The organism is Pseudoalteromonas sp. NH0006-46 (assembly GCF_057547735.1).
On record NZ_BAAJML010000013.1, the window covers coordinates 1 to 22,906 of the forward strand.

Genomic DNA, 22,906 nt, shown 5'->3' on the forward strand with positions numbered 1-22,906 from the left:
TTTAATTCACGCTTTTTTGAATAAAAACACTTTTAGTACGAAAGGTATACAAATAAAGGGGTGGAGAGCGCTTTTAGTTTAAAAAACATGCATTTTAAATCACTTTAAAAATGCTAATGATCTATGAATATAAAAGCGGAAAACAAAACATTTATTTTCCGCTTTTAAATAGCATGGTTAATTAGCTGCAATTTCCCATACTGCAATAGAACCAGATATTTCATTACCTATTATGAGGAGTGGTTTATTAGTGGCGCTTTGTTCACCCGGTACAAACATCATCCCTTCTGGTGCAAGGTCGCCGGTAATTTCTGCACCAGCTATTAAACCTCGGTTATAAAAGTAGTCTTCAAACTGCACATCATATGGGTTAGTAATATCGTAAATCATGATACCGCCCATACGCTCTAGTCCTATAAATGCAAAGGTACGTTCACCAATTGTACCTATGGTGAGCGCTTCGGGTTCTGCGCCTTTGTCGTCTGAGCGTGTATCGCCTTTATTTTCATCTTCATTATTATTAAACGCTTCGCCATGAACTGATGCGGTAATACGCCCTATATCGTCTCCAGAATCAAATACCACCAGCCCATTACTGTCCCAAATGGTAAACGAACGTGCGCCATAGGCATAAAGCGATTCGTATTGACCATCGTTATTAGTATCACCTTTAACCGTTGTCACTTTTAAACGGCCGATGTCGTTATCGTCGTTATTTAAGTAATCAAAATTAGCAGCAAGCGTTAAGTCTTCGACGCGGCTTTCATCGATGTAAGCAAGGCAACCATCGTCTTCATCGAAATCTACGCCGCCTTTGGCTGCGCAATCGGCTTCATCGGTTGTATCAAAAAAGTATTCGCGTGCATCGCCTTCATTAGCCGACACTATAAAGTTTGCGCCTTTCCAGCTAAAGCTTGATATTGTGTCTGGCTGGTACATGCCGTATAAGCCGGGGTATGATTTAAAGTTAACACCGCCGTCTTTGTCTGATGCGTCTATTTGTAAGTTAGACCAGTCTTTAAATCCTAACCCTTTTAACTCAAGAGAGTTATCTTCTAGATTAACGATGGCAAGCGCGTTATTTTCTTGAATTGATACATAAGCGTATTTGTTATCTTTAGAAATGCTCACGTACTCTGGCTCTAAGTCCATAGCGACGGTTGTATTGATTAAATTACCATTTATAGTGCGCCCTGTTGGATTAGCAAATACCAGTCCTAGAGCTTCAAGCTCAGCTTGCTTATCGTTGTATGCTGTAAAGTCAATATTTGTAGCGGTGTCGGCAACTTCGCCATCAATAATATTAATAATGCTGATAGACCCCTGTGGGTCAATACTATAGTCGCCATTAGGTTCTCCCTCGTTGGCAACAACCACTTTTACTCCATCATGGCTAAAAGTAACCATATCAGGCAAAAAACCAGCGGTTACATTTTTTAGAAAGATTGGTGTATCGCCGCTTATATCGTAAAAGGCAACTTGGCCCATTTCACCAACGTTTTTTGCGGCCATTGCTACAGCAAGTAATTGGTTATTTTCGTCTATTGCTATGCTGTTTGCGTCACCGGGGGTGTTGTCGTTTAAGGTAAGTGTAATTGCCGTACTTAAGTTAGTTGTATTTACAATGCCTTCGTTATCCTGCGCTAAAGCAGCTGTATCGAATGTGTCGGCAGGAATAATATTTACAACCGCTGTATCGCCCGAGCTATTAATAGCGTAAATCCATTTTTTTGATGCTTGATAAGCGACTATTTCGGCAGCACCTTCAGGACTTTGCGCATTGAGTACTGCTCTACCTACTAAACTAATGGTTAAAGCTGAGTTAGCGTTGGTGCCGTTAATTCCATTCTCCCCTGCAGTTCCTTGTACACCTTGTAAACCCTGTGCGCCATTTTGACCATCATCGCCATCTAATGAGCAACCGGTCAGTATAGATAAAAGTGAAAGCGTTATTATAGATTTTTTTAACATTGTAATTTCTCTTAGTGTGGTATTACATAAATATCAACACAGAGGTATTACAAAGTTGTGGCACTTTTAATAAAGCTTTTTTACCTTAAAAAACCAGCTGATAGGCTAACGGTAAAATAAGCAAAATACCCAAAATATAACCGGCCTTTTTTAGCGCTTTCGAATAGCTGTTTTTAATTTTAATACCCAAAAAGGGCCTCAGAGCATCAAAGCGCATTACCACTAATGTAATAGCTGCGCACGCCCCCCAAGTACCCACTGTAATTAAAAATAACTCAACCACGGGGCCAAAAATAAAAGGCCGCAGCATAAAACACAAAATAATTAATGCACTTTGATGTAATACGTAAAAGGGAAACACCACGCTATTTAGTGTATTTAGGTAAGGTGCTTTAAAGTTTAAAAAGCGCTGCGCTAAGGTGAGCATGGCGAACACCCCAACAACTCTTTGAGTATTATATATAGTGACCCAAACATAATTTGGTAAATCTAATACACTCTGATACGCCAAAACAATGCACACATACAATAGGATAAAGCTTGTACACAATACCCAACGATATTGATTTAAACTTGCCCAAAAATAAGTATTCTTGGCTAACAGGTATCCTGTAAATAAAAATATAAAGCCGCTTACTTCGCGTATTGCATCACCTTTTAAATAATTATTAGCGAGCAACATGGCTATTACTAATAGGCCTGTGAGCATAGGAAATGATAAATTTAATTTAACCGTGGTTAATAAAGAAGAAAAAATAGAAAGCTTTGCTACTAATGAGTATATAAAAACAATAAGCATGAACTGCCATAAAGAACGTAAATACCATAAATGATTTACATCAACATGCGGCCATACGCCAGATTGGTAATTAGCAAACATGCTATTACTAGTATCTAAAAACGCTAAATAAAACTGCCAGTACGTTATATCTATAACGCCTTGTTGATGCATTTCGGCATAAAGCTGTAAAGGTACAACTAACCATAACCCCACCAGCAGGGGCAGTAATATAAAAATAGAACGCTTTAAAACAAATAGGGCACGTAGTTTGTAGCCACCTACCTTATCAAGCATAAAACGAAGTGCCACCCCTGATATAAACCAAATTAGCAACATTCTCCAAGGGGAAAACACCAACATAAAAGACTCTACGAGTTCAAACGTATAATTACTTTTAAAATGAAACCCCCAATTTGGGCTATACAACATACCTATGTGATAAAAAATGAGAGTCGCAAATGCAATTACTCTTAACCAATCAAGAAAGTAATGGCGAGAGTGTATAGATTGTATTGCGTTTAATTGAGTACTCATACGTTAACCAATGTGTTTGTGATACCGGTAGTTAACTTAAAATAACTCGCAAAAACTATACATAAGTGCTTATATTACAAGCAATAGTGATAAAAGGTGGTATACAGGGATAGCTGTCGCCTACAAATATAAAAGCATACATAATGAACCTTCAACACTTTCAACGTTTTCAAACTTTTTATGCCGCGTTACTTTTGTTTAGCTACGTTGTAATAAACAATACGGTTAATGCGACAACTCAAATAATGGAGGCGCAAAGAGACGGCGCACTGCCTTTTTTAATATGGGAGCCGTTTGTATGGGAATATTCCAGTGCGTTTAGCACGTTACTTATATTTCCGGCTGTGGTGTGGCTATTAAAAAAAATACCTTTTAATTGGCATAATATTGCGCTTTCGCTGTGTACTTACTTTGTAGCGTCTATTATTTTCAGCGTATTCCATATTAGTGTAATGGTTGGAGGACGTAAGCTCATTTATTGGTTGAACGATCTTCACTACAACTTTGGGCTCAGCTGGTTTGAATTTTTATATGAATACCAAAAAGATGCGATAAGTTTTTTATTCTTTATCACCCTTATTAAAGTTTATCAGTATATTGTTAAACAGCTACTAGGTGAGGCTTCATCTATTGATGAAAGTGAGCAACACAATACTGATACTATTAATCGCTTATTAGTTAAAAAGCGGGGTAAAGAATTTATTATAAAAATTGACGATGTGGATTGGCTTGAATCTTCAGGCAATTATGTAAACTTACACATTGGCACGTCCATTTACCCTTTAAGAGTGACGCTCACTGAATTAAGCAAGCAACTAGAAGTGCAGGGCTTTTGTAGGATTCACCGAAGTCATGGCGTAAAACTCGATAAAGTGGAATGCATTACACCACTCCCCAGCGGCGACAGCGAAATAAAACTAACTACAGGTAAGGTGCTTAACCTTTCTAGGCGTTATAAAGAGCAATTTAAACTTAAGCTGCAATAAAAAAGGCTACCTAGGTAGCCTTTCAGTATTATTTTTTAACCGGGCGTTTCCAGCCGGTTAAATTACGCTGCTTTGAACGTGCTATTGCAAGCTGCTCGTTTTCAACGGTGCTAGTGATCACAGAGCCCGCTCCCACAGTTGCTGTTGCACCAATATTTACAGGGGCAACAAGTGATGAATTTGAGCCAATAAAAGCATTATCGCCAATAATGGTTTTTGCTTTATTCACCCCATCGTAGTTACAGGTAATTGTACCTGCGCCAATATTTACTTTTTCACCAATTTCAGCATCGCCTAAGTAACTTAAGTGATTAGCTTTAGAGCCTTTGCCTAAACGGGTTTTTTTCATCTCAACAAAGTTACCAATGTGAGAGTCTTCTTCCATAACCGCACCAGGGCGTAGGCGGGCGTATGGGCCAAGGGTACATTTAGCTGCAACTGATGCGTCTTCAATTAATGTATTAGCTTTTATTACCACGTTATCGCCAATGGTACAGTTTTTAAGGACGCAATTAGGGCCAATGTGTACGTTATTGCCAAGAGTTACATTACCTTCAAAAATAACGTTTATATCAATTAATACGTCTTCGCCTGTTTTAACGTCGCCACGAACATCAATACGAGCTGGGTCGGCGAGGGTGGCACCATTTAACATTAACTCTTCTGCTTGCCACGCTTGAAAAGCTCGCTCTAACCCTGCTAGTTGTACGCGGTTGTTTGCACCTTCAACTTCCATTGCATGATCTGGCTGAGCTGAAGTAATTTCTACACCTTCACTGTGCGCCATAGCCACTATATCTGTTAGGTAGTATTCACCTTGGGCATTATTGTTAGATAAGTTGCCTAACCAAGTTTTTAACAGTTTGCCGTTAACCGCCATAATACCGGTGTTTACTTCATTAATAAGTAACTGCTCTGCGCTTGCATCTTTTTGCTCAACAATACCAACAAGCTTGTCATTTTCACGCAGCATACGACCGTAGCCATTTGGATTAACCAAGTTAACGGTTAATACCGCTAGCCCATTTTTAGGTGTTACAGCTAATAAGCGCTCAAGTGTTGATTGTTTTGTTAAAGGAACGTCACCGTATAAAACCAATACGGTATCGTCATCGTTAATGTGAGGATTTGCTTGTGCAACAGCATGGCCTGTACCTAGTTGATCTGCTTGCAGTACCCAGTTTACGTTATTATCGGCAAGTTGTTGTTGTAATAGTTCGCCGCCGTGCCCATAAACTAAGTTAGTTGTGGTTACGCCCAATGCCTTTGCGTTATCTATAACGTGCTGCACCATAGGTTTACCTGCCACTTTATGCAGTACTTTAGGCAAAGCAGAACGCATACGAGTACCTTTACCCGCAGCAAGAATTACTGTTGTTAGAGCCATTAAAACAATTTCCTTTTTCCGTTGTTTTAGTTAACAAGTCTGTTTATACAGAAGATTGCGTAAATCACGCCCTGTGCAAATACTCAGTAAACTAATTTGCTAGTACTGAATCTTGACTGAAAAATAGACTTAATTGAATAGCGTTATTGTAGCGAGGATTGGTGAAGGATATAAGTGAAAATTATAATTACAGTAAAGTAACTTGTGGAGTACTTCTTTTCACTTAACCAATTCATCGGGGTTAAATATATTGTTTGCCACAAACACACCGACTGGAAAAAGTTACTGGCAGGTATATCACTTTACATATACTTAAATTAATCGCTTTTCTCTAGTGATAGTCTCACAAGTTCATTGTTAACTAACTCTACAATTTCTAATGATAGAATCTTCTCAGAACTCGAAAACTCTATATCACGAATAACATCTTCTGCTGTGCTAATCTCAAATACTTTTTTTGGCGTCACACTAAAGCTTTCCGAAAAATCATATTCGTACACAGCTTTACCTGTTGAATGATACAATTTATTTTGGCTTGCCGATAAAGAGTGTTTATAAGCCGATGGCTTAACTTTAAAGCCTTGAGTTTGTATCCCTGTAGATAAATCGAAAAAAATCAACATATCTAAACTATTTAAAAAAACGAGTTTGTTATTTCGTAATTGACCAAACCACAAGGCATTTCTTACTGGTAACAATATACTATTAGAACTATTTCTATTAAAAATATAAGAGCTGTTATTTAAGCTAGATTCATTCTGCACAATGTAACCAATATTTTTGTCTAATAAATAATTAACCGAGATCAAATTATCTTTGGGGGTAATAACATCCTTAACGGATAAATCTTCAAATTTAAATATTTCTATCTTGTTCTCATTAACCCCGAAAGCTTCTTGAGTATCAGATGATACTTGAAAGTTTCGATATCTAACACTGACCTTTTTAGATATCACTTTCCCATCTTTAAATGCCGTATTTAGTTTAATTGTTCCCTTATCCCTACTAAAAAACACAACATTTTCTCCAACAGTGTTTACAAGTCTACTTATTGTCTTTGATATCCGTTCGAGATTTTTAGAAACTAAATCAAACCTGTAAATATTATGAGAAAAAGGATACGTAAGCCCTAAAATAGCTTTATTATCAAATGGGTAAGTTAGTGAGTAGCGACTGTCGCTATCAACTTTTGTTTTACTTTCTAAATGGTTATTTTTTAATGAGTATTGGTATAAAAGCCCTTTTAAATTGTCATACCATAGCAATGAATCTGTCTCATTGTTGTAGTTAATTGTCCATATTCTACTTTTAGTCTCATATAGCTTAACCTGTGCCCCACCTTCTAAATCAGTCATGTATAATTCACTAGAATTAAATTGGTGCCTCTCAAATATAATTTTATTTTTGCTTTCTATTAAATATAAAAACTTATCACCATACGAATTTAAGTTTGGTGAACTTATTTGAAACTCCTCGCCTGTAATTAGGTTTCTATTAACAAGGACCGATAATTCAGAGCGATTTCTGTAACCATATTTTGAATATACATAAGAGTTATTACCTAAACTTACAACATTAAGTAAATTTGATGGTTTACACTCAAATAAAAATTTACTACCTGCACTACTTGTTAAATCTACTTCCCACAGCCCACATTTACCTTCACTTTCTATGCTATAAATTGCACGTTCACTGCCAATTGACCAACCTGCTGGAAAAATATTAGCGTTAGCTTCTGCAACTAGTTTTTCTTGGCCGGTATGTAAGTTTTTAATTAAAAGCGACGAGTATTGTTGTTCTTTTTCAAGGAATGACAGCGCGACGGTCGAATTATCAGGGGAAAGTATCATTCGACTATATATACCTTGTCGCCAAGAGAGTGTTTCTTCGTTAAAGTTTTTATTTACGATGTTTGGGCTTTTTGTCTCAACCTTTAGTAACGTATCATTTCCAATCTTGTTATTTAGGCTAGATTGACTTTGAAACATGTAAATACTAATGAAAGCACCTAAAATTAATATAGTTATTAATGCTATTAACTTTTTTTGTTTTTTATTAGGTGTTTCTTTTAATGCGTTAACTTGGCTAAATGACGAAGCACTTTTTTCATGATGTATGATCTCTGGCTCTAAAAAAAAGCTGTACCCTTTTCTGTAATGTGTTTTTACCACTAAGCCGCGTTGTTTATCTGATTTAAGGGCTTTTCTCAGTTCTGAAATAGCTCTGTTAATGGCGTTATCGTCAACATAATGTTGACACCATACGTCGTCAATTAGGTCTTGACGAGTAATTATCGACTCTTTATTAAGAATGAGGTAACTAAGAATTTTAAAAAGTAGCGGCTCCAATTCCCTTTCAATTACACCATCATTAATAGTTTGCTGTTTGGGGTTTAAACGCCATGCTCCAAACTTAATTTCTACTATTGATTCTGAAAAAGTTGACGGTTTCATTGGTAGGTCACTACGTCCTTATAGCTAATAATTTGATAGGATTTAATTATTAAAACTAACTACTTAATGTTGTTTAGATTATCAGCAAAGCTAGATAGAGTCATCAATCAAGCACAAAAAAGCCCACATAAAGTGGGCTTTTTATAAACCAGATAGGCTTACTTTTTACGTAATTGCTGAATAACACGTAGTTGTGCTACCGCTTCAGCTAGTTGCATTGCCGCTTGATTGTAATCAAGCTCTGACGATGCACCTTTTGCCATTTGCGCTTCAGCGTCACGTTTAGCTTGCTCTGCAGCTTGTTCGTCTAGGTCTTCACCACGAACGGCTGTGTCTGCTAGTACGGTCACTATGTTCGGTTGAACTTCTAGTGTACCGCCAGCAATGTAGATGAGTTCTTCTTCACCAAATTGCTTAACTAAACGCACCATACCAGGTTTAAGGGCAGTTAGTAGTGGCGCGTGACCGGCATTAACACCAAGCTCACCTTCACTACCAGATACTTGAATCGATTCAACCAAACCAGAAAACAAGTTCTGCTCTGCGCTTACTACGTCAAGATGTACAGTCATAGCTGCCATACTACCCTCCTAATTACATGCTTTTGGCTTTTTCTTGAGCTTCTTCGATAGAGCCAACCATGTAGAACGCTTGCTCTGGAAGGTCATCAAACTCACCGTTTAGAATGCCTTTGAAGCCAGCAATTGTGTCTTTAAGTGAAACGTATTTACCTGACGCACCTGTAAATACCTCTGCCACGAAGAACGGCTGAGATAGGAAGCGTTGGATTTTACGTGCACGAGATACAAGTTGCTTATCTTCGTCAGAAAGCTCGTCCATACCTAGGATTGCGATGATGTCTTTAAGTTCTTTGTAACGCTGAAGAACTGTTTGAACGCCACGCGCTGTATCGTAGTGCTCTTGACCAATTACTAATGGGTCAAGCTGACGTGAAGATGAATCAAGTGGATCTACCGCTGGGTAAATACCAAGTGATGCGATATCACGTGAAAGTACTACTGTTGCATCTAAGTGAGCAAACGTTGTTGCTGGAGATGGATCCGTTAAATCATCCGCAGGTACGTATACCGCTTGGATTGATGTAATTGAGCCCGTCTTAGTAGATGCGATACGCTCTTGAAGTACACCCATTTCTTCAGCTAGTGTAGGCTGGTAACCTACTGCTGATGGCATACGACCAAGTAGTGCTGATACTTCTGTACCCGCAAGTGTGTAACGGTAGATGTTATCTACGAAGAAAAGTACATCGCGACCTTCGTCACGGAACTTTTCAGCCATAGTAAGACCTGTTAACGCTACGCGTAAACGGTTACCTGGAGGCTCGTTCATCTGACCGTATACAAGCGATACTTTATCAAGTACGTTTGAATCGTTCATTTCATGGTAGAAATCGTTACCCTCACGAGTACGCTCACCAACACCTGCGAATACTGAGTAGCCGCTGTGCTCGATTGCGATGTTACGGATAAGTTCCATCATGTTTACGGTTTTACCAACACCGGCACCACCGAATAAACCAACTTTACCACCTTTAGCAAACGGACATACAAGGTCGATTACCTTGATACCTGTTTCTAAAAGTTCTACTGAACTTGATTGCTCTTCGTATGAAGGCGCTGCACGGTGAATAGACATACGGTCTTCTTCGCCGATTGGGCCAGCTTCATCGATTGGCTCACCAAGTACGTTCATGATACGACCAAGTGTTGCTTTACCAACTGGAACCTGAATCGCTTCACCTGTGTTTGATACTGCTGCACCACGACGTAAACCGTCTGTAGTACCTAGTGCGATAGTACGTACCACACCGCCACCTAGCTGCTGTTGAACTTCTAGAGTCAAACCAGCTAAATCGCCATCTGTTACTTTTAGCGCGTCATATACGGCTGGCACGTTGTCTTGTGAAAATTCAATATCCACAACGGCACCGATAATTTGGACGACCTTACCTAAACTCATGTCTATTCCTCTCGTTAATCTTTGCCTGAAGCATTAAACTGCGGCTGAACCAGAAACAATCTCACTAATTTCTTGTGTGATTGCCGCTTGGCGGGCCTTGTTGTAAACAAGCTGTAACTCATCCATAAGGTCGCCAGCGTTATCAGTTGCAGCTTTCATTGCAACCATACGGGCAGCCTGTTCAGAGGCAGCGTTCTCAACCACACCTTGGTATACCTGAGACTCTACAAAGCGAACTAACAAAGACTCTAAAATAGCGTCTGGGTTTGGTTCGTATAAGTAGTCCCATGTGTGGGCAGATACTTCTTCTTCAGCTTTTGGCAAAGGGAGTAACTGATCTATTGTTGGCTCTTGCTTCATGGTATTAACGAAGTTGTTATATACCAGGAATAAACGGTCAATTTTACCTTCAGAGAATGCATCAAGCATTACTTTTACAGGACCAATAACGTCTTGTACTGAAGGTTTATCTCCTAGGCCTGCTTTTTTAGCAAGCACTTGACCACCAAAGCGTTGAAAGAAACCAGCAGCTTTGCTGCCTAAAGTTGCAAACTCTGCGTCTACACCTTTTTCTTTCCATGCTTTTATGTCTAATGCAACTTTCTTAAACTCGTTTGAGTTTAAGCCGCCACACAGACCACGGTCAGTAGAGATAACAATATAACCAACTCGTTTTACTTCACGTTCTTCTAAGAACGGGTGAGTAAAATCAAGATTTGCTTGAGCAACACGACCAATCACTTTGCGTAATTTGTCAGCGTATGGACGGCTTGAAGCCACTCGTTCTTGCGCCTTTTTCATTTTAGACGCAGCAACCATTTCCATTGCGCTAGTGATCTTTTGAGTATTTTTAATACTCCCGATCTTGCTTTTAATCTCTTTTCCGCTGGCCATGACTCTCTCTCCGAATCAAGGTGTGCTTTAGTAAACTAAAGCGCACCATTAATAACTAAATTACCAAGTTTGCGTAGACTTGAACTTCTCTAGAAGTTCTTTAAGTTGCGCTTCGATCTCGGCGTTGTAGTTACCAGTTTCATTGATTTGAGCCACAAGCTCTGCGTATGTGCTACTTGCGTAAGAAAGTAAAGCTGCTTCGAAATCCATGATTTTAGCGATTTCGATATCTTTAAGATAACCTTTCTCAGCTGCAAATAACGACAAAGACATTTCAGCAACAGACATTGGCGCGTACTGTTTCTGCTTCATTAGCTCTGTTACACGCTCACCATGCTCAAGTTGAGCACGTGTAGCATCGTCAAGGTCAGACGCGAACTGCGAGAACGCAGCTAATTCACGGTACTGAGCTAGGGCTAGACGGATACCGCCACCTAGTTTTTTAACGATTTTAGTTTGTGCAGCACCACCAACACGCGATACCGAGATACCAGCATTTACTGCCGGACGGATACCTGAGTTGAATAAGTCAGTTTCTAAGAAGATCTGACCATCGGTGATAGAGATAACGTTAGTCGGTACGAACGCAGAAACGTCGCCGCCTTGAGTTTCAATGATTGGCAATGCCGTCAATGAACCAGTTTGTCCTTTCACTTCACCGTTAGTGAACTTTTCAACGTAATCAGCGTTTACACGCGATGCACGCTCTAAAAGACGCGAGTGAAGGTAGAATACGTCACCTGGGTATGCTTCACGACCTGGTGGACGCTTAAGTAGTAATGAGATTTGACGGTAAGCAACTGCTTGCTTAGATAAATCATCATATACGATTAATGCGTTTTCACCACGGTCACGGAAGTATTCACCCATAGTACAGCCCGAGAACGGTGCTAAGTACTGAAGTGCCGCAGACTCAGAAGCAGATGCTACAACTACGATAGTATTTGCAAGTGCACCGTGCTCTTCTAATTTACGTACTACGTTAGCAATAGTAGATGCTTTTTGACCAACCGCTACGTACACACACTTAACGCCTGTGTCTTTTTGGTTGATGATTGCATCGATTGCTAGTGCAGTTTTACCTGTTTGGCGGTCACCGATTACAAGCTCACGCTGACCACGACCAACTGGGATCATAGCATCAATAGATTTGTAACCAGTTTGAACTGGCTCATCTACAGATTGACGCTCGATTACACCAGGTGCAATTTTTTCTACAGGTTCAAACCCGTCGTTATCTAAAGCGCCTTTACCATCGATAGGAGCACCTAGTGTGTTAACAACACGACCAAGTAAGCCAGCACCAACAGGAACTTCTAAGATACGACCAGTTGTGTATACTTTTACGCCTTCAGTAAGGTCAGCGTACGGACCCATTACTACTGCACCAATTGAGTCGCGCTCAAGGTTTAGTGCGATAGCATAACGGTTGCCAGGAAGCTCAATCATCTCACCTTGCATACAGTCAGCTAGACCGTGGATGCGGATGATACCGTCAGTAACAGATACAATTGTACCTTCGTTACGAGCTTCACTTACAACTTCGAACTTCTCAATACGTTGTTTGATTAGTTCTGAAATTTCAGTGGAATTAAGTTGCATGCTCTTTTTCCCAATTACGATTGTAGTGTTGTGGCTAAGCGGTTTAATTTTCCGCGTACAGAGCCGTCGATTACAGTGTCGCCTGCCTTAATAATAAGGCCGCCAACTACTGACGCGTCTTCACTACAATTCAGCTTAACTTTGCGTGCGAAACGTTTTTCAAGTGTCGCTACCAATGACTCTTGCTGCGCTGCAGTAAGAGGGGTTGCCGAAATCACATCTACATCGATTTCTTTGTCATACTCTGCTTTAAACGCAGCGAATAACTGTGCAACCTCAGGCAGTGCAATCAAACGTCCATTTTCAGCCATCACCTTCACTAGGTTCTGACCTTGTTCGTTGAGCTGCTCTGCGCACAAGTTAATAAATAACTCAGCTTGTGCAGAAGCAGTAGGCAATCCAGCTAAAATGGCTGATGCTTGCTCATCGCTGGCAACATGGCCAGCGAAAAACAACATGTCATTCCAGCTTTCAATAGCGCCTTTTTCAACGGCAAGTTCAAAAGCCGCTTTAGCGTATGGGCGAGCGATAGTAGTCAATTCAGACATGCTCATACCCTCCTAATTACAGCTCAGCGACAAGTTTTTCAACGATGTCACTATGTGCGGCTTGATTGATTTCACGCTCTAAAATTCTCTCTGCGCCAACCACAGCCAGTGTTGCTACTTGCTTACGTAGCTCTTCTGTCACACGGTTACGCTCTGATTCAATTTCAGAGTGCCCTTGAGCAATAATTTTTTCACGCTCTTCTTGTCCACGAACGGTTTCTTCGTCAACAATTAGCACGGCACGCTTTTTAGCTTGATCAATGATATCAGCCGCTTGAGCTTTTGCATCTTTAAGCTGTTCTGCAGCTTTTTGTTGCGCAAGTTCTAAGTCTTTTTCGGCTCTATCAGAGGCAGCTAAACCATCTTCGATTTTCTTCTGGCGAGCTTCAATTGCACCGTTTAGTGGTGGCCATACGAACTTCATACAAAAAAGTACGAACACCGTAAACGCAATTAATTCACCGATAAGAGTGGCGTTTAAGTTCACAACCGCTCCTCCTTAAATAGTAAGCTGTTCAAAAAATAAAATTAAAGTACGAACAACAATACCATCGCGATACCAACACCAATCATTGCAACAGCATCGATTAGACCAGCAAGGATAAACATTTTAACTTGTAGCGATGGTGCTAGCTCAGGTTGACGCGCACATGCTTCAAGGAATTTACCGCCCATGTTACCAAAACCAACAGCTGTACCGATTGCACCAAAACCAATTAGTAGTGCAACTGCGATGTATTTTAAGCCTGTTACTAGTTCTAAAGCTTCCATTTATTTCTCCAAAGTTTCAATTGTATTAAAAGTAAAAGTAAAATTGTAAATTAGTGATTATCTGAACTTGCCATACTTAGGTATACGATTGTTAGCATCATAAATACGAATGCTTGCAATACGATTACTAAGATATGGAATACAGCCCAAACAAAGTGCAACGGTAGTTGCATTAAGCCAATCGCACCTATAAGGATGAAGATTAGTTCACCTGCATATAAGTTACCGAACAAACGCAGTGCCAGTGAAAACGGCTTAGAAACCAATGCGATAAGCTCTAGTAATAGATTGAATGGGATTAAAAGAATCTGCATAGCTGTATTGTTTGAACTAAACGGGTGAAGTGTTAGCTCTTTAATAAAACCGCCGATACCTTTAATTTTAATTGAGTAACCAATCATTAATATAAACACGCCTAGCGCTAGTGCTGCTGTTAAGTTTATATCTGTTGTTGGTACAATTTTCATGTATACGTCGTGTGAGTCCATGCCAAAAGCTTGCTCACCAACTAAACCAGCAAATGCAGGCAAGAAGTCAACTGGGATTAAATCCATTAAGTTCATTAAAAATATCCAAACGAATATCGTTAATGCTAATGGTGCTATCAGCTTGCTTTTACCATGGAAAGTGTCACGTACGTTGTCGCCAACGAACTCAACTATCATTTCAATGAAACACTGAAATTTACCTGGTACGCCCAATGTTGATTTTTTAGCGGCACTACGGAAGATCCATAAAAAGATAAGACCTAGTCCGATTGACCATGCGAGGGTATCTACATGCCATGTCCAAAAACCACTGTCCGTACATGCTTTATTGAAGGCTAGACCGGCATCGGTCGAGCACATCTTAGCATTGGTTAAGTGGTGCTGGATATGGCTAGATAGAGTAACTTCTTCTGCAGCCATGTTATATCCCAAAAGTTAATGTTTAAAAAAAACGGGTGCAAACAATCCAGTGAATAAAGCTAGTACATAGATACTAAAAAAGGGCAGTAAAACTACCGGAAAATGCTTTAGTACTAGCGCAAACAAAATGATTGTCAGCATAAACTTTAGAGCGTTACCGCGTTTTAACGCGTTATACGCTTGTTCTGCACGACTCGCGCCCATAAATCGAAAGGCGTAAAGTGCAAAAACACAGTGAGGGAGTATCGCGACTGCGCCACCAGCTAACGCTGACAGACTGGCTTCAACTCCCAAACCAATAAAAATAATTACGGCAGCAAATAATGCTACAACACCCTGAAGACAAATTAATTTAAATGCGGCAAGCCTATACGGACTTGCTAACTTATTATTCACTTTTTGTTAACCTTAATGGCATTCAAATCGTTAGGGTGTGAAAACTGGCGAAATTATACTGTATCCTGCCAGTTTTGCAACTTGAGTAGAGTGTTTGTAACACAAATTTGCTACAAATGTCTCTTTTTAGACATGTAATAGATCAATGGTGGGTATTGTCGTGATTAATACGATTCAAAATGCCGTCAAGCTCGTCTAAATTAGTATATGAAATAACCAATTTACCTTTGCCTTTTTTGTTGTAATTTATCTCTACTTTAGCACCTAGGTTTTCTGCTAATTGTTGTTCTAACTGTTTAACATCTGGGTCTTTTTGGTGTTCTTGCTTGGCGGGTGCTGGCTCTAAAATTGCGCGCACTAATTTTTCAGTTTCTCTTACAGTAAGTGCCTTTGCAACAGCCGTTCGTGCAGCGTCAGACTGTGCTTCACCTTCAAGTGCAAGTAAACAGCGCGCATGACCCATTTCTATGTCACCATGTTCTAACAGAATTTTTACATCGTTGTTTAAATTATTTAAACGTAATAAGTTTGTTACGGTCGTTCTTGATTTCCCAACCGCATCAGCCACTTGTTGATGTGTTAATTCAAACTCATTTAATAAACGATTTAGTGCAACCGCCTCTTCCATTGCATTTAAATCTTCACGCTGAATATTTTCAATCAGGGCAATAGCAACGGCGGCCTCATCGGGTACATCTTTAATGATACACGGAACAGTGTCGAGCTTAGCTATTTGCGCTGCGCGCCAACGACGCTCACCGGCAATAATTTCATAACTGTTATGAGCAATAGGGCGTACTACAATGGGTTGTATAATACCTTGTGATCGAATTGAACTGGCAAGTTCTTCGAGTGCCTCTTCAGACATGTCTTTACGAGGTTGGTACTTGCCTGAATGCAAAAACTCAATAGGCAATGTTTGTAATGGGTTATCTGTAGCACTTACTGTACTTTGAACAACCTCTGTTACGTTTTGTGTGTCTTGTTCCTTGCTGGTGCTGGGTGCAGGCTTAGACGAACTTAAAAGTGCATCGAGTCCTCGGCCTAAACCTCGTTTTTTAGCAGACATGTTATTTTTTACCTCAAAGTTAGGCGACAACGGACGCTGTTTTTTCTTTTCTGCGCAGCATTTCACCGGCAAGTGCTAAATACGCTTTTGCGCCACTTGATGCTCTGTCGTAATACATAGCAGGAGCGCCAAAACTTGGCGCCTCGGCTAGACGAACATTGCGCGGGATCACAGTGCGATACACTTTATCACCAAAATGTTGTTTTAATTGTTCTGAAACGTCGTTTGCTAGGCGGTTACGCGGATCGTACATAGTGCGTAATATGCCTTCAATTTTTAATTCGGGGTTAACCAATTTAGCCAATTGTGTAATGGTATCCATTAATGCAGTTAAGCCTTCAAGTGCATAATACTCGCATTGCATTGGCACTAAAATGGAATCGGCAGCGGCCATAGCATTAACAGTGAGCATATTTAATGAAGGCGGGCAGTCTATGAATATAAACTCGTATTGGTCCTGAATTTTTTCAAGTGCATTACGAAGGCGTACTTCACGGGCAAATAATTCCATTAGTTTAACTTCAGCAGCGGTTACGTCTCCGTTTGCTGCAATCATATGGTATTCGCCAGACGTTTCTTTAATGATCACGTCTTCAATGGGCTTATCTTCAATGAGTAGGTCGTAAATAGTAGGCACATCGCCATACTTATCTACACCACTGCCCATAGTGGCATTACCTTGCGGGTCGAGATCAATTAACAGCACTTTACGCTTCGTTGCGGCCATAGACGCAGCGAGATTAACAGCGGTCGTAGTTTTACCTACACCCCCTTTTTGATTTGCCAATGCGATGACTTTTGCCACAGTGTCTCTGATCCCTAGTCTTTAGAAAGAATAATTAAATGTCGTTGTGCATCTAACTCAGGTACTTCTAATGCAATTTTTTTCTCAAACTTTACGCCAGCCGGTAGTGACTCTAACTCTTCGCTAGGGTAAACGCCTTTAAGCGCAATAAATTGACCCGAATGATCAATTAAGTGCGAGCACCAGTCAACCATATCTTGTAATGAAGCAAATGCACGACTGAGTACGCCATCTAATTTAACACTTGGTTGATATTCTTCAACTCTTGACTGCACCGGGGTAACATTATCAAGCCCAAGTTCATGCTTAACGTGCATTAAAAAGCGTACACGTTTACCTAAACTGTCGAGTAAAAAAAATTGGGTATTAGGAAGTGCAATGGCTAATACAATGCCAGGAAGGCCTGGGCCTGTACCCACATCAATATAATGATGACCGGGTAAATGAGGTGCAACAACAAGGCTGTCCATAATATGTTTTACCATCATTTCTTGAGGCAAACGTACTGAGGTTAAGTTATACGCCTTGTTCCACTTATCCAATAGCTCAACGTAACGAACAAGCTGTTGTTGTTGTTTTTCTGTTAGCGCAATATCAGTTTGCGCTAACAATGTAGTTAATTGTTGTTGTAACACTAGGTGCCCTTACCATTACGCAGATTTGCGTAATAAGCCTTGCTTCTTCAGATACACTAATAATAACGAAATAGCCGCGGGTGTGATACCAGAAATACGCGAGGCTTGACCAATAGTGTCTGGACGAGACTCTTCTAGTTTTGCCACCACCTCATTTGATAAACCAGACACGGTTTTATAATCAAACTCTTTTGGTAAGATTGTTTCTTCATGACGAAGCTGTTTGTTGATCTCATCTTGCTGACGCGCAATGTAACCTGCGTATTTAGTATGGATCTCAACTTGCTCTAAAGCCGCCTTATTCGTAAATTCAGATCCTAAGCCTTCAATAGCCATTAGATCATCATAACGGATCTCAGGACGACGCAATAATTCTTCTAAACTTGCCTCACGCGTTAATGGCGCTTTTAATAATGCGTTTACCTGATCAACAACATTATGATCTTTATGAATCCACGTGTCCTTTATGCGTTGTTTTTCTTTCTCGATCACTTCCATTTTTTCGTTAAATGCTTGCCAACGCTCGTCATTAACTAAACCTAGCTCACGGCCCTTTTCGGTTAGACGAATATCGGCATTATCTTCACGCAATAGTAAACGGTATTCGGCACGGCTAGTAAACATACGGTACGGTTCTTTTGTACCAAGCGTTGCTAAGTCGTCAATTAATACACCAACGTATGCTTCGTCACGACGTGGCGTCCACGAATCTTTACCTTGCACTTTAAGCGCTGCGTTCATACCAGCAATTAAGCCTTGCGCTCCGGCTTCTTCATAGCCTGTAGTTCCGTTTATTTGGCCTGCAAAGAATAAACCTTCAATAAATTTAGTTTCTAATGATTGTTTTAAATCACGTGGATCAAAGTAATCGTATTCAATTGCGTAACCAGGTCGGCAAATATGTGCATTTTCAAAACCTGTAATCGATTGCACTATTTCCAATTGCACATCAAATGGTAGGCTTGTTGAAATGCCATTAGGGTAAAGCTCGTAAGATGTTAAACCTTCTGGCTCTACAAATATTTGGTGTTTGTCTTTATCGGCAAATCGGACAATTTTATCTTCAATAGATGGGCAATAACGCGGGCCAATCCCTTCTATAACACCCGAGTACATAGGTGAACGATGCAAATTTTTGCGTATAACATCGTGTGTTTTTTCATTTGTGTAAGTGATGTAACACGGTATTTGTTGCGGGTGATCACTTTGTTTACCTAAAAATGAAAACACTGGTGTAGGCGTATCACCTGGTTGTTCTTGCATTTTGCTAAAATCAACCGTACGGGCATCAATACGTGGTGGAGTGCCTGTTTTTAGACGATCTACTCTAAATGGTTGTTCGCGAAGACGCTGTGCTAAAGCAATTGATGGCGGATCGCCTGCACGTCCACCTTTGTAATTTTCTAAACCTATGTGTATTTGGCCACCTAAAAAGGTACCTACAGTAAGTACTACACTGGGTGCGCTAAAACGTAACCCCATTTGAGTTACTACGCCAGTAACACGATCGTTTTCAACAATTAGATCGTCACACGATTGTTGAAATATTTTTAAGTTTTCTTGATTTTGTAATGTTGTTTGAATAGCCGCTTTGTACAAAGCGCGATCGGCTTGTGCTCGAGTTGCACGAACAGCCGGTCCTTTTGAAGAATTTAAAGTACGAAATTGGATCCCGCCTTTATCAATAGCTTGTGCCATTGCACCACCAAGGGCGTCTATTTCTTTTACCAAGTGACCTTTGCCTATCCCACCAATTGCTGGGTTACAAGACATTTGACCAAGGGTATCCATATTGTGAGTCAGTAGCAGGGTATTCATCCCCATACGGGCAGCTGCCAATGCGGCTTCAGTGCCTGCATGTCCACCACCTACTACGATAACGTCAAAATTTTCATGAAAAATCATTAATGGGATCCTACTTAAATCAAACCGGTAAACTTCAAAAGGGAGCGTATTCTACCTAGAAATGAGCAGAAGATAAATGATTAAACTGTGCTCAGATCTAAGTAAGTGATCTCTAATAATATAAAGGATCTTTTAAAGAGATCTTTTAATACTATTACTACTAATGATCGGGTTTTCTGTTGATAAGCTTTAGATCTTGTTTAAAAACATTAAATTAGATCAGATCTAAAGGTGTTAATATGATCGGATCATCCCACAAATAAGCACTGATCAAAAAGCCACTTTATACACAGGGGGTGATTAGTTAGATCTTATCCCATGGATAAGCATGCTCTAAAATGCAGTTTATTCAATCTTTATCCACATTATTAATTAAATTATTAGTAAATTGTGGGTAACTTTTATATGGGATTTAACTTGATCTCTTTATTTTAATCCTGTTTGAGACATCCAAGTGTCTAACCAAGCTAGTGCTGTGTCTTCAGGGAGTGATTCGTCTAATATATTTAACTCTAAGCGTTCTGCTACTTTTATAGCGCCTTTATCGAGCAGTAGTGCTTCTATATTGCGCCCTGCTAAGTTATATGTGTCGTAGCTGGTATCGCCTAGTGCTATAACCGAAAATTTTAAATGTTTTAAATCAGTTGTTTGAGCTACTTGTTCTACAAAACTTAAAAGGTTATCTGGATAATCACCTGCACCATAAGTAGATGTACATATTAGCCATACCGTATTGTGTTGATCTATTTCATTAAACTCAGGATGATCATGTAGTTGAGTTTCAATACCTTGGTTATTAAGCTCATCGCTTAATTGCTCTGCAACGTACTCGGCCGATCCCATTTGGCTGCCAACAATAATATTTACTGAACTCATGATTAGTTGTGATCGCATTAGTTTTAATTGCTGCCTATGATAGCCGAGTAAAAACAGCAGTAAAGAGAAGAGTGTTAGTTTGGATAACTATTTTTAGGTTGATTTTTAGATCATTGTTTAAAATTATTTTAAGTTATTGATTTATATGGCTGTAACATAAAATATTTAAATGTAATCTTCTGATCAAGCTGTTAATAAGATTGGGGGAAGTTCTGTTTAACTCTATATCCTATTAGCCTGAAATTTTGTAAGTTATTGATTTTAATTATTTGTAAGTGCAAAAGTGATGAATATTTAATATAAAAATGAAGTTGATCATAATGTGGATATAAAGGGTGTTGATAACTGATTATTAAGATCTAAAACAATTTAAAAAAGTGATCAATTAAATATGATCTTACTAAATAAATACCAAATTAAATTTCATTATGGCTGTTTTTTACTAAAAATAGAGTTAATAACGTGTTTTTCAGTTAAAAATTTTTAGGGTTTTGTTCAAAAAGTAGGAATTGTGGATAACTGATCTGACTTAATTTAAAATTTTTGTAATAATTGGCACATGTTTTTATATGTTTTAGCTGGTGGATAGCGCGATCAATACACACTTGTGATCGCCTTATTTTTTAATATATAGCCAAATATGGCTTTAATTTAGCTAACAAAATATTTAAATCAGTGATTTTAGTTTGTTTTAAGGTTAATTATATTGGTTTAACTTATTCGTATGTGGGGGATATATCACCCTAATTAGGCGGTTATATCTTGTAAAGTAAGCCATTAATAAGCATTTAAAGATACTAATTTAGAGTAATTGAGAGCCTCAAATAGCACTTAGATTATCTAAAAAATACTCATATATTGATATAGGAAGGCTTAATTTAGGCAGTAAAAAAGGGCGTTTTTACGCCCTTAATTTTTAATTATTTAGTTGTTAGGCCTTTTATTTACCGATACAGAACGAGCTAAATATTTTTCCTAGTAGATCGTCTGAAGTAAACTCACCCGTTATTTCGTTTAAAAATTGCTGCGTTAAGCGTAGCTCTTCGGCCAAAATTTCACCCGCAATATGCATTTCAAGCTGCGTTTTACCCGTATCTAAATGATAAGCTGCGCGCTCTAGAGCATCTAAATGGCGGCGACGAGCCATAAAGCCACCTTCTGTTGCGCCGTCAAAACCAATACAGGCTTTTAAATGCTCTCGTACAAGCTCAATACCATCTGCATTTTTAGCACTTAAGCTTATGACTGGGTATTGTTGGTGTTCATCTAGGCCTACAATATCACCCGACAAATCGGCTTTATTTCTGATCACTGTAACCCCCATGCCTTTTGGTAATTTTGCCATAAATTCTGGCCAAATTTTATGTGGGTCGGTATCCACGGTATCGGTGCCATCAAGCATAAATAAAACGCGGTCGGCTTGGTTTATTTCTTCCCATGCGCGCTCAATACCTATTTGTTCTACGCGGTCTGGGCTTTCACGAAGACCTGCGGTATCGATAATATGCAGTGGCATGCCATCAATGTGAATGTGTTCGCGTAGCACGTCGCGGGTGGTACCTGCTATTTCGGTTACGATTGCTGCTTCTCGGCCTGCTAGGGCATTAAGCAAGCTTGATTTACCTGCATTAGGACGACCTGCAATAACTACACGCATACCTTCGCGCATTATACTGCCTTGTTTGGCTTGGTTAGTTACGGTGTTTAGCTGATTTATAATTGCGTCTAAATCACCGCTTACTTTGCCGTCAGACAAAAAGTCTATTTCTTCATCTGGAAAGTCGATTGCAGCTTCTACGTACATACGAAGGTGGATTACTTTTTCAACCAGGGTTTCTATGTGTTTGGAAAACTCACCCTGAAGCGATTGTAAGGCGCTTTTAGCGGCTTGTTCACTGGTGGCATTAATAAGGTCACTAATTGCTTCTGCTTGGGTTAAATCAAGCTTGTCGTTCATAAATGCGCGCTCAGAGAATTCTCCTGGCTTTGCTAAACGTACACCCTCTATTTTACTAATTTCTTTAAGTAGCATATCAAGCACAACTGGGCCGCCATGGCCTTGCAACTCAAGTACATCTTCGCCAGTAAATGAGTTCGGTCCGGCAAAATAAATAGCAATACCTTGGTCAAGCTGATCACCGTTTAAGTTTTTAAATGGTACGTAATCGGCGTATCTCACTTTTGGTATTTTACCAATAACTTGCTCGGCAACGCTTTTAGCAAGGCTGCCAGAAACCCGAATAATACCAACACCACCACGGCCGGGGGCGGTTGCTTGTGCTGCAATTGTGTCTTGATTGATCATGCTATTAAATTTACCAACAATGTGTACGTTATGGCGCTATTGTAACCTATGAAATTACCACTCGCGAATGCTCTGATAAAAAATGGGCAATAAAAAAGGC

General features: G+C 39.6%; 20 protein-coding genes. 1 reads left to right on the forward strand and 19 read right to left on the reverse strand.

Annotated elements, in window-relative coordinates:
• Window positions 1–177: 177 nt before the first annotated feature.
• Together AC27I2_RS18205 and AC27I2_RS18210 are read right to left on the reverse strand one after the other, a co-directional pair.
• A complete protein-coding gene (locus tag AC27I2_RS18205; RefSeq protein ID WP_487205094.1) occupies window positions 178–1,971 on the reverse strand; it encodes a choice-of-anchor I family protein in 1,794 nt (597 codons plus the stop codon).
• A gap of 85 nt (window positions 1,972–2,056) precedes the next feature.
• The gene (locus tag AC27I2_RS18210; protein ID WP_487205095.1) at window positions 2,057–3,286 is read right to left on the reverse strand and encodes an acyltransferase family protein; all 1,230 of its coding nucleotides are present in this window, start codon (window positions 3,284–3,286) and stop codon (window positions 2,057–2,059) included.
• Window positions 3,287–3,429: 143 nt separating this feature from the next.
• Here AC27I2_RS18210 and AC27I2_RS18215 point away from each other — a divergent pair, with 143 nt between their 5' ends.
• Window positions 3,430–4,272, forward strand: coding sequence for a LytR/AlgR family response regulator transcription factor (locus tag AC27I2_RS18215; protein ID WP_487205096.1), 843 nt, complete (start codon window positions 3,430–3,432; stop codon window positions 4,270–4,272).
• A 28-nt stretch (window positions 4,273–4,300) separates the two neighbouring features.
• On the opposite strand, the gene glmU is transcribed toward AC27I2_RS18215, so the two are convergent.
• From glmU to mnmE, 17 genes are all read right to left on the reverse strand, one after another.
• Entirely contained in the window at window positions 4,301–5,659 is a 1,359-nt protein-coding gene (gene glmU / locus AC27I2_RS18220; protein ID WP_487205097.1) for a bifunctional UDP-N-acetylglucosamine diphosphorylase/glucosamine-1-phosphate N-acetyltransferase GlmU, read from the reverse strand.
• 317 nt (window positions 5,660–5,976) lie between these two features.
• Window positions 5,977–8,112: a winged helix-turn-helix domain-containing protein gene (locus tag AC27I2_RS18225; RefSeq protein WP_487205098.1), complete on the reverse strand. Its 2,136-nt coding sequence runs from the start codon at window positions 8,110–8,112 to the stop codon at window positions 5,977–5,979.
• A 158-nt stretch (window positions 8,113–8,270) separates the two neighbouring features.
• The gene (locus AC27I2_RS18230; RefSeq protein ID WP_006793948.1) at window positions 8,271–8,693 is read right to left on the reverse strand and encodes a F0F1 ATP synthase subunit epsilon; all 423 of its coding nucleotides are present in this window, start codon (window positions 8,691–8,693) and stop codon (window positions 8,271–8,273) included.
• A gap of 13 nt (window positions 8,694–8,706) precedes the next feature.
• Window positions 8,707–10,092, reverse strand: a complete 1,386-nt coding sequence (gene atpD, locus AC27I2_RS18235; RefSeq protein ID WP_006793949.1) for a F0F1 ATP synthase subunit beta — start codon at window positions 10,090–10,092, stop codon at window positions 8,707–8,709.
• A gap of 33 nt (window positions 10,093–10,125) precedes the next feature.
• On the reverse strand, window positions 10,126–10,986 hold the full coding sequence (gene atpG, locus AC27I2_RS18240) for a F0F1 ATP synthase subunit gamma (protein ID WP_010558110.1): 861 nt from the start codon (window positions 10,984–10,986) through the stop codon (window positions 10,126–10,128).
• A 60-nt stretch (window positions 10,987–11,046) separates the two neighbouring features.
• On the reverse strand, window positions 11,047–12,588 hold the full coding sequence (atpA, locus tag AC27I2_RS18245) for a F0F1 ATP synthase subunit alpha (RefSeq protein ID WP_006793951.1): 1,542 nt from the start codon (window positions 12,586–12,588) through the stop codon (window positions 11,047–11,049).
• Between the two features lie 14 nt (window positions 12,589–12,602).
• A complete protein-coding gene (gene atpH / locus AC27I2_RS18250) occupies window positions 12,603–13,136 on the reverse strand; it encodes a F0F1 ATP synthase subunit delta (RefSeq protein ID WP_006793952.1) in 534 nt (177 codons plus the stop codon).
• A gap of 16 nt (window positions 13,137–13,152) precedes the next feature.
• Window positions 13,153–13,623 carry a F0F1 ATP synthase subunit B gene (atpF, locus tag AC27I2_RS18255; protein ID WP_006793953.1) on the reverse strand — a complete coding sequence of 157 codons (471 nt, stop codon included), beginning with the start codon at window positions 13,621–13,623 and terminating at the stop codon, window positions 13,153–13,155.
• Between the two features lie 41 nt (window positions 13,624–13,664).
• Window positions 13,665–13,907, reverse strand: a complete 243-nt coding sequence (atpE, locus tag AC27I2_RS18260; protein WP_006793954.1) for a F0F1 ATP synthase subunit C — start codon at window positions 13,905–13,907, stop codon at window positions 13,665–13,667.
• A gap of 50 nt (window positions 13,908–13,957) precedes the next feature.
• Complete coding sequence (atpB, locus tag AC27I2_RS18265; protein ID WP_006793955.1) at window positions 13,958–14,815, reverse strand: F0F1 ATP synthase subunit A; 858 nt, start codon at window positions 14,813–14,815, stop codon at window positions 13,958–13,960.
• Between the two features lie 15 nt (window positions 14,816–14,830).
• Entirely contained in the window at window positions 14,831–15,211 is a 381-nt protein-coding gene (locus AC27I2_RS18270) for an ATP synthase subunit I (protein WP_006793956.1), read from the reverse strand.
• Window positions 15,212–15,353: 142 nt separating this feature from the next.
• Entirely contained in the window at window positions 15,354–16,280 is a 927-nt protein-coding gene (locus AC27I2_RS18275) for a ParB/RepB/Spo0J family partition protein (RefSeq protein WP_219423386.1), read from the reverse strand.
• A gap of 19 nt (window positions 16,281–16,299) precedes the next feature.
• Complete coding sequence (locus AC27I2_RS18280; protein WP_006793958.1) at window positions 16,300–17,085, reverse strand: ParA family protein; 786 nt, start codon at window positions 17,083–17,085, stop codon at window positions 16,300–16,302.
• Window positions 17,086–17,099: 14 nt separating this feature from the next.
• Complete coding sequence (gene rsmG, locus AC27I2_RS18285) at window positions 17,100–17,720, reverse strand: 16S rRNA (guanine(527)-N(7))-methyltransferase RsmG (RefSeq protein WP_487205099.1); 621 nt, start codon at window positions 17,718–17,720, stop codon at window positions 17,100–17,102.
• Between the two features lie 15 nt (window positions 17,721–17,735).
• Window positions 17,736–19,625 carry a tRNA uridine-5-carboxymethylaminomethyl(34) synthesis enzyme MnmG gene (gene mnmG / locus AC27I2_RS18290; RefSeq protein WP_058405167.1) on the reverse strand — a complete coding sequence of 630 codons (1,890 nt, stop codon included), beginning with the start codon at window positions 19,623–19,625 and terminating at the stop codon, window positions 17,736–17,738.
• Window positions 19,626–20,051: 426 nt separating this feature from the next.
• Entirely contained in the window at window positions 20,052–20,501 is a 450-nt protein-coding gene (gene mioC, locus AC27I2_RS18295) for an FMN-binding protein MioC (protein ID WP_487205117.1), read from the reverse strand.
• 940 nt (window positions 20,502–21,441) lie between these two features.
• Complete coding sequence (gene mnmE, locus AC27I2_RS18300; protein WP_487205100.1) at window positions 21,442–22,806, reverse strand: tRNA uridine-5-carboxymethylaminomethyl(34) synthesis GTPase MnmE; 1,365 nt, start codon at window positions 22,804–22,806, stop codon at window positions 21,442–21,444.
• Window positions 22,807–22,906 lie beyond the last annotated feature (100 nt).

Excerpts from the sequence above, each read along its gene's own strand:
- AC27I2_RS18205 (WP_487205094.1), bottom strand. The coding sequence starts at position 1,971 with ATGTTAAAAAAATCTATAATAACGCTTTCACTTTTATCTATACTGACC.
- AC27I2_RS18210 (WP_487205095.1), bottom strand. The coding sequence starts at position 3,286 with ATGAGTACTCAATTAAACGCAATACAATCTATACACTCTCGCCATTAC.
- AC27I2_RS18215 (WP_487205096.1), top strand. The coding sequence starts at position 3,430 with ATGAACCTTCAACACTTTCAACGTTTTCAAACTTTTTATGCCGCGTTA.
- glmU (WP_487205097.1), bottom strand. The coding sequence starts at position 5,659 with ATGGCTCTAACAACAGTAATTCTTGCTGCGGGTAAAGGTACTCGTATG.
- AC27I2_RS18225 (WP_487205098.1), bottom strand. The coding sequence starts at position 8,112 with ATGAAACCGTCAACTTTTTCAGAATCAATAGTAGAAATTAAGTTTGGA.
- AC27I2_RS18230 (WP_006793948.1), bottom strand. The coding sequence starts at position 8,693 with ATGGCAGCTATGACTGTACATCTTGACGTAGTAAGCGCAGAGCAGAAC.
- atpD (WP_006793949.1), bottom strand. The coding sequence starts at position 10,092 with ATGAGTTTAGGTAAGGTCGTCCAAATTATCGGTGCCGTTGTGGATATT.
- atpG (WP_010558110.1), bottom strand. The coding sequence starts at position 10,986 with ATGGCCAGCGGAAAAGAGATTAAAAGCAAGATCGGGAGTATTAAAAAT.
- atpA (WP_006793951.1), bottom strand. The coding sequence starts at position 12,588 with ATGCAACTTAATTCCACTGAAATTTCAGAACTAATCAAACAACGTATT.
- atpH (WP_006793952.1), bottom strand. The coding sequence starts at position 13,136 with ATGTCTGAATTGACTACTATCGCTCGCCCATACGCTAAAGCGGCTTTT.
- atpE (WP_006793954.1), bottom strand. The coding sequence starts at position 13,907 with ATGGAAGCTTTAGAACTAGTAACAGGCTTAAAATACATCGCAGTTGCA.
- atpB (WP_006793955.1), bottom strand. The coding sequence starts at position 14,815 with ATGGCTGCAGAAGAAGTTACTCTATCTAGCCATATCCAGCACCACTTA.
- AC27I2_RS18275 (WP_219423386.1), bottom strand. The coding sequence starts at position 16,280 with ATGTCTGCTAAAAAACGAGGTTTAGGCCGAGGACTCGATGCACTTTTA.
- mnmG (WP_058405167.1), bottom strand. The coding sequence starts at position 19,625 with ATGATTTTTCATGAAAATTTTGACGTTATCGTAGTAGGTGGTGGACAT.
- mioC (WP_487205117.1), bottom strand. The coding sequence starts at position 20,501 with ATGAGTTCAGTAAATATTATTGTTGGCAGCCAAATGGGATCGGCCGAG.
- mnmE (WP_487205100.1), bottom strand. The coding sequence starts at position 22,806 with ATGATCAATCAAGACACAATTGCAGCACAAGCAACCGCCCCCGGCCGT.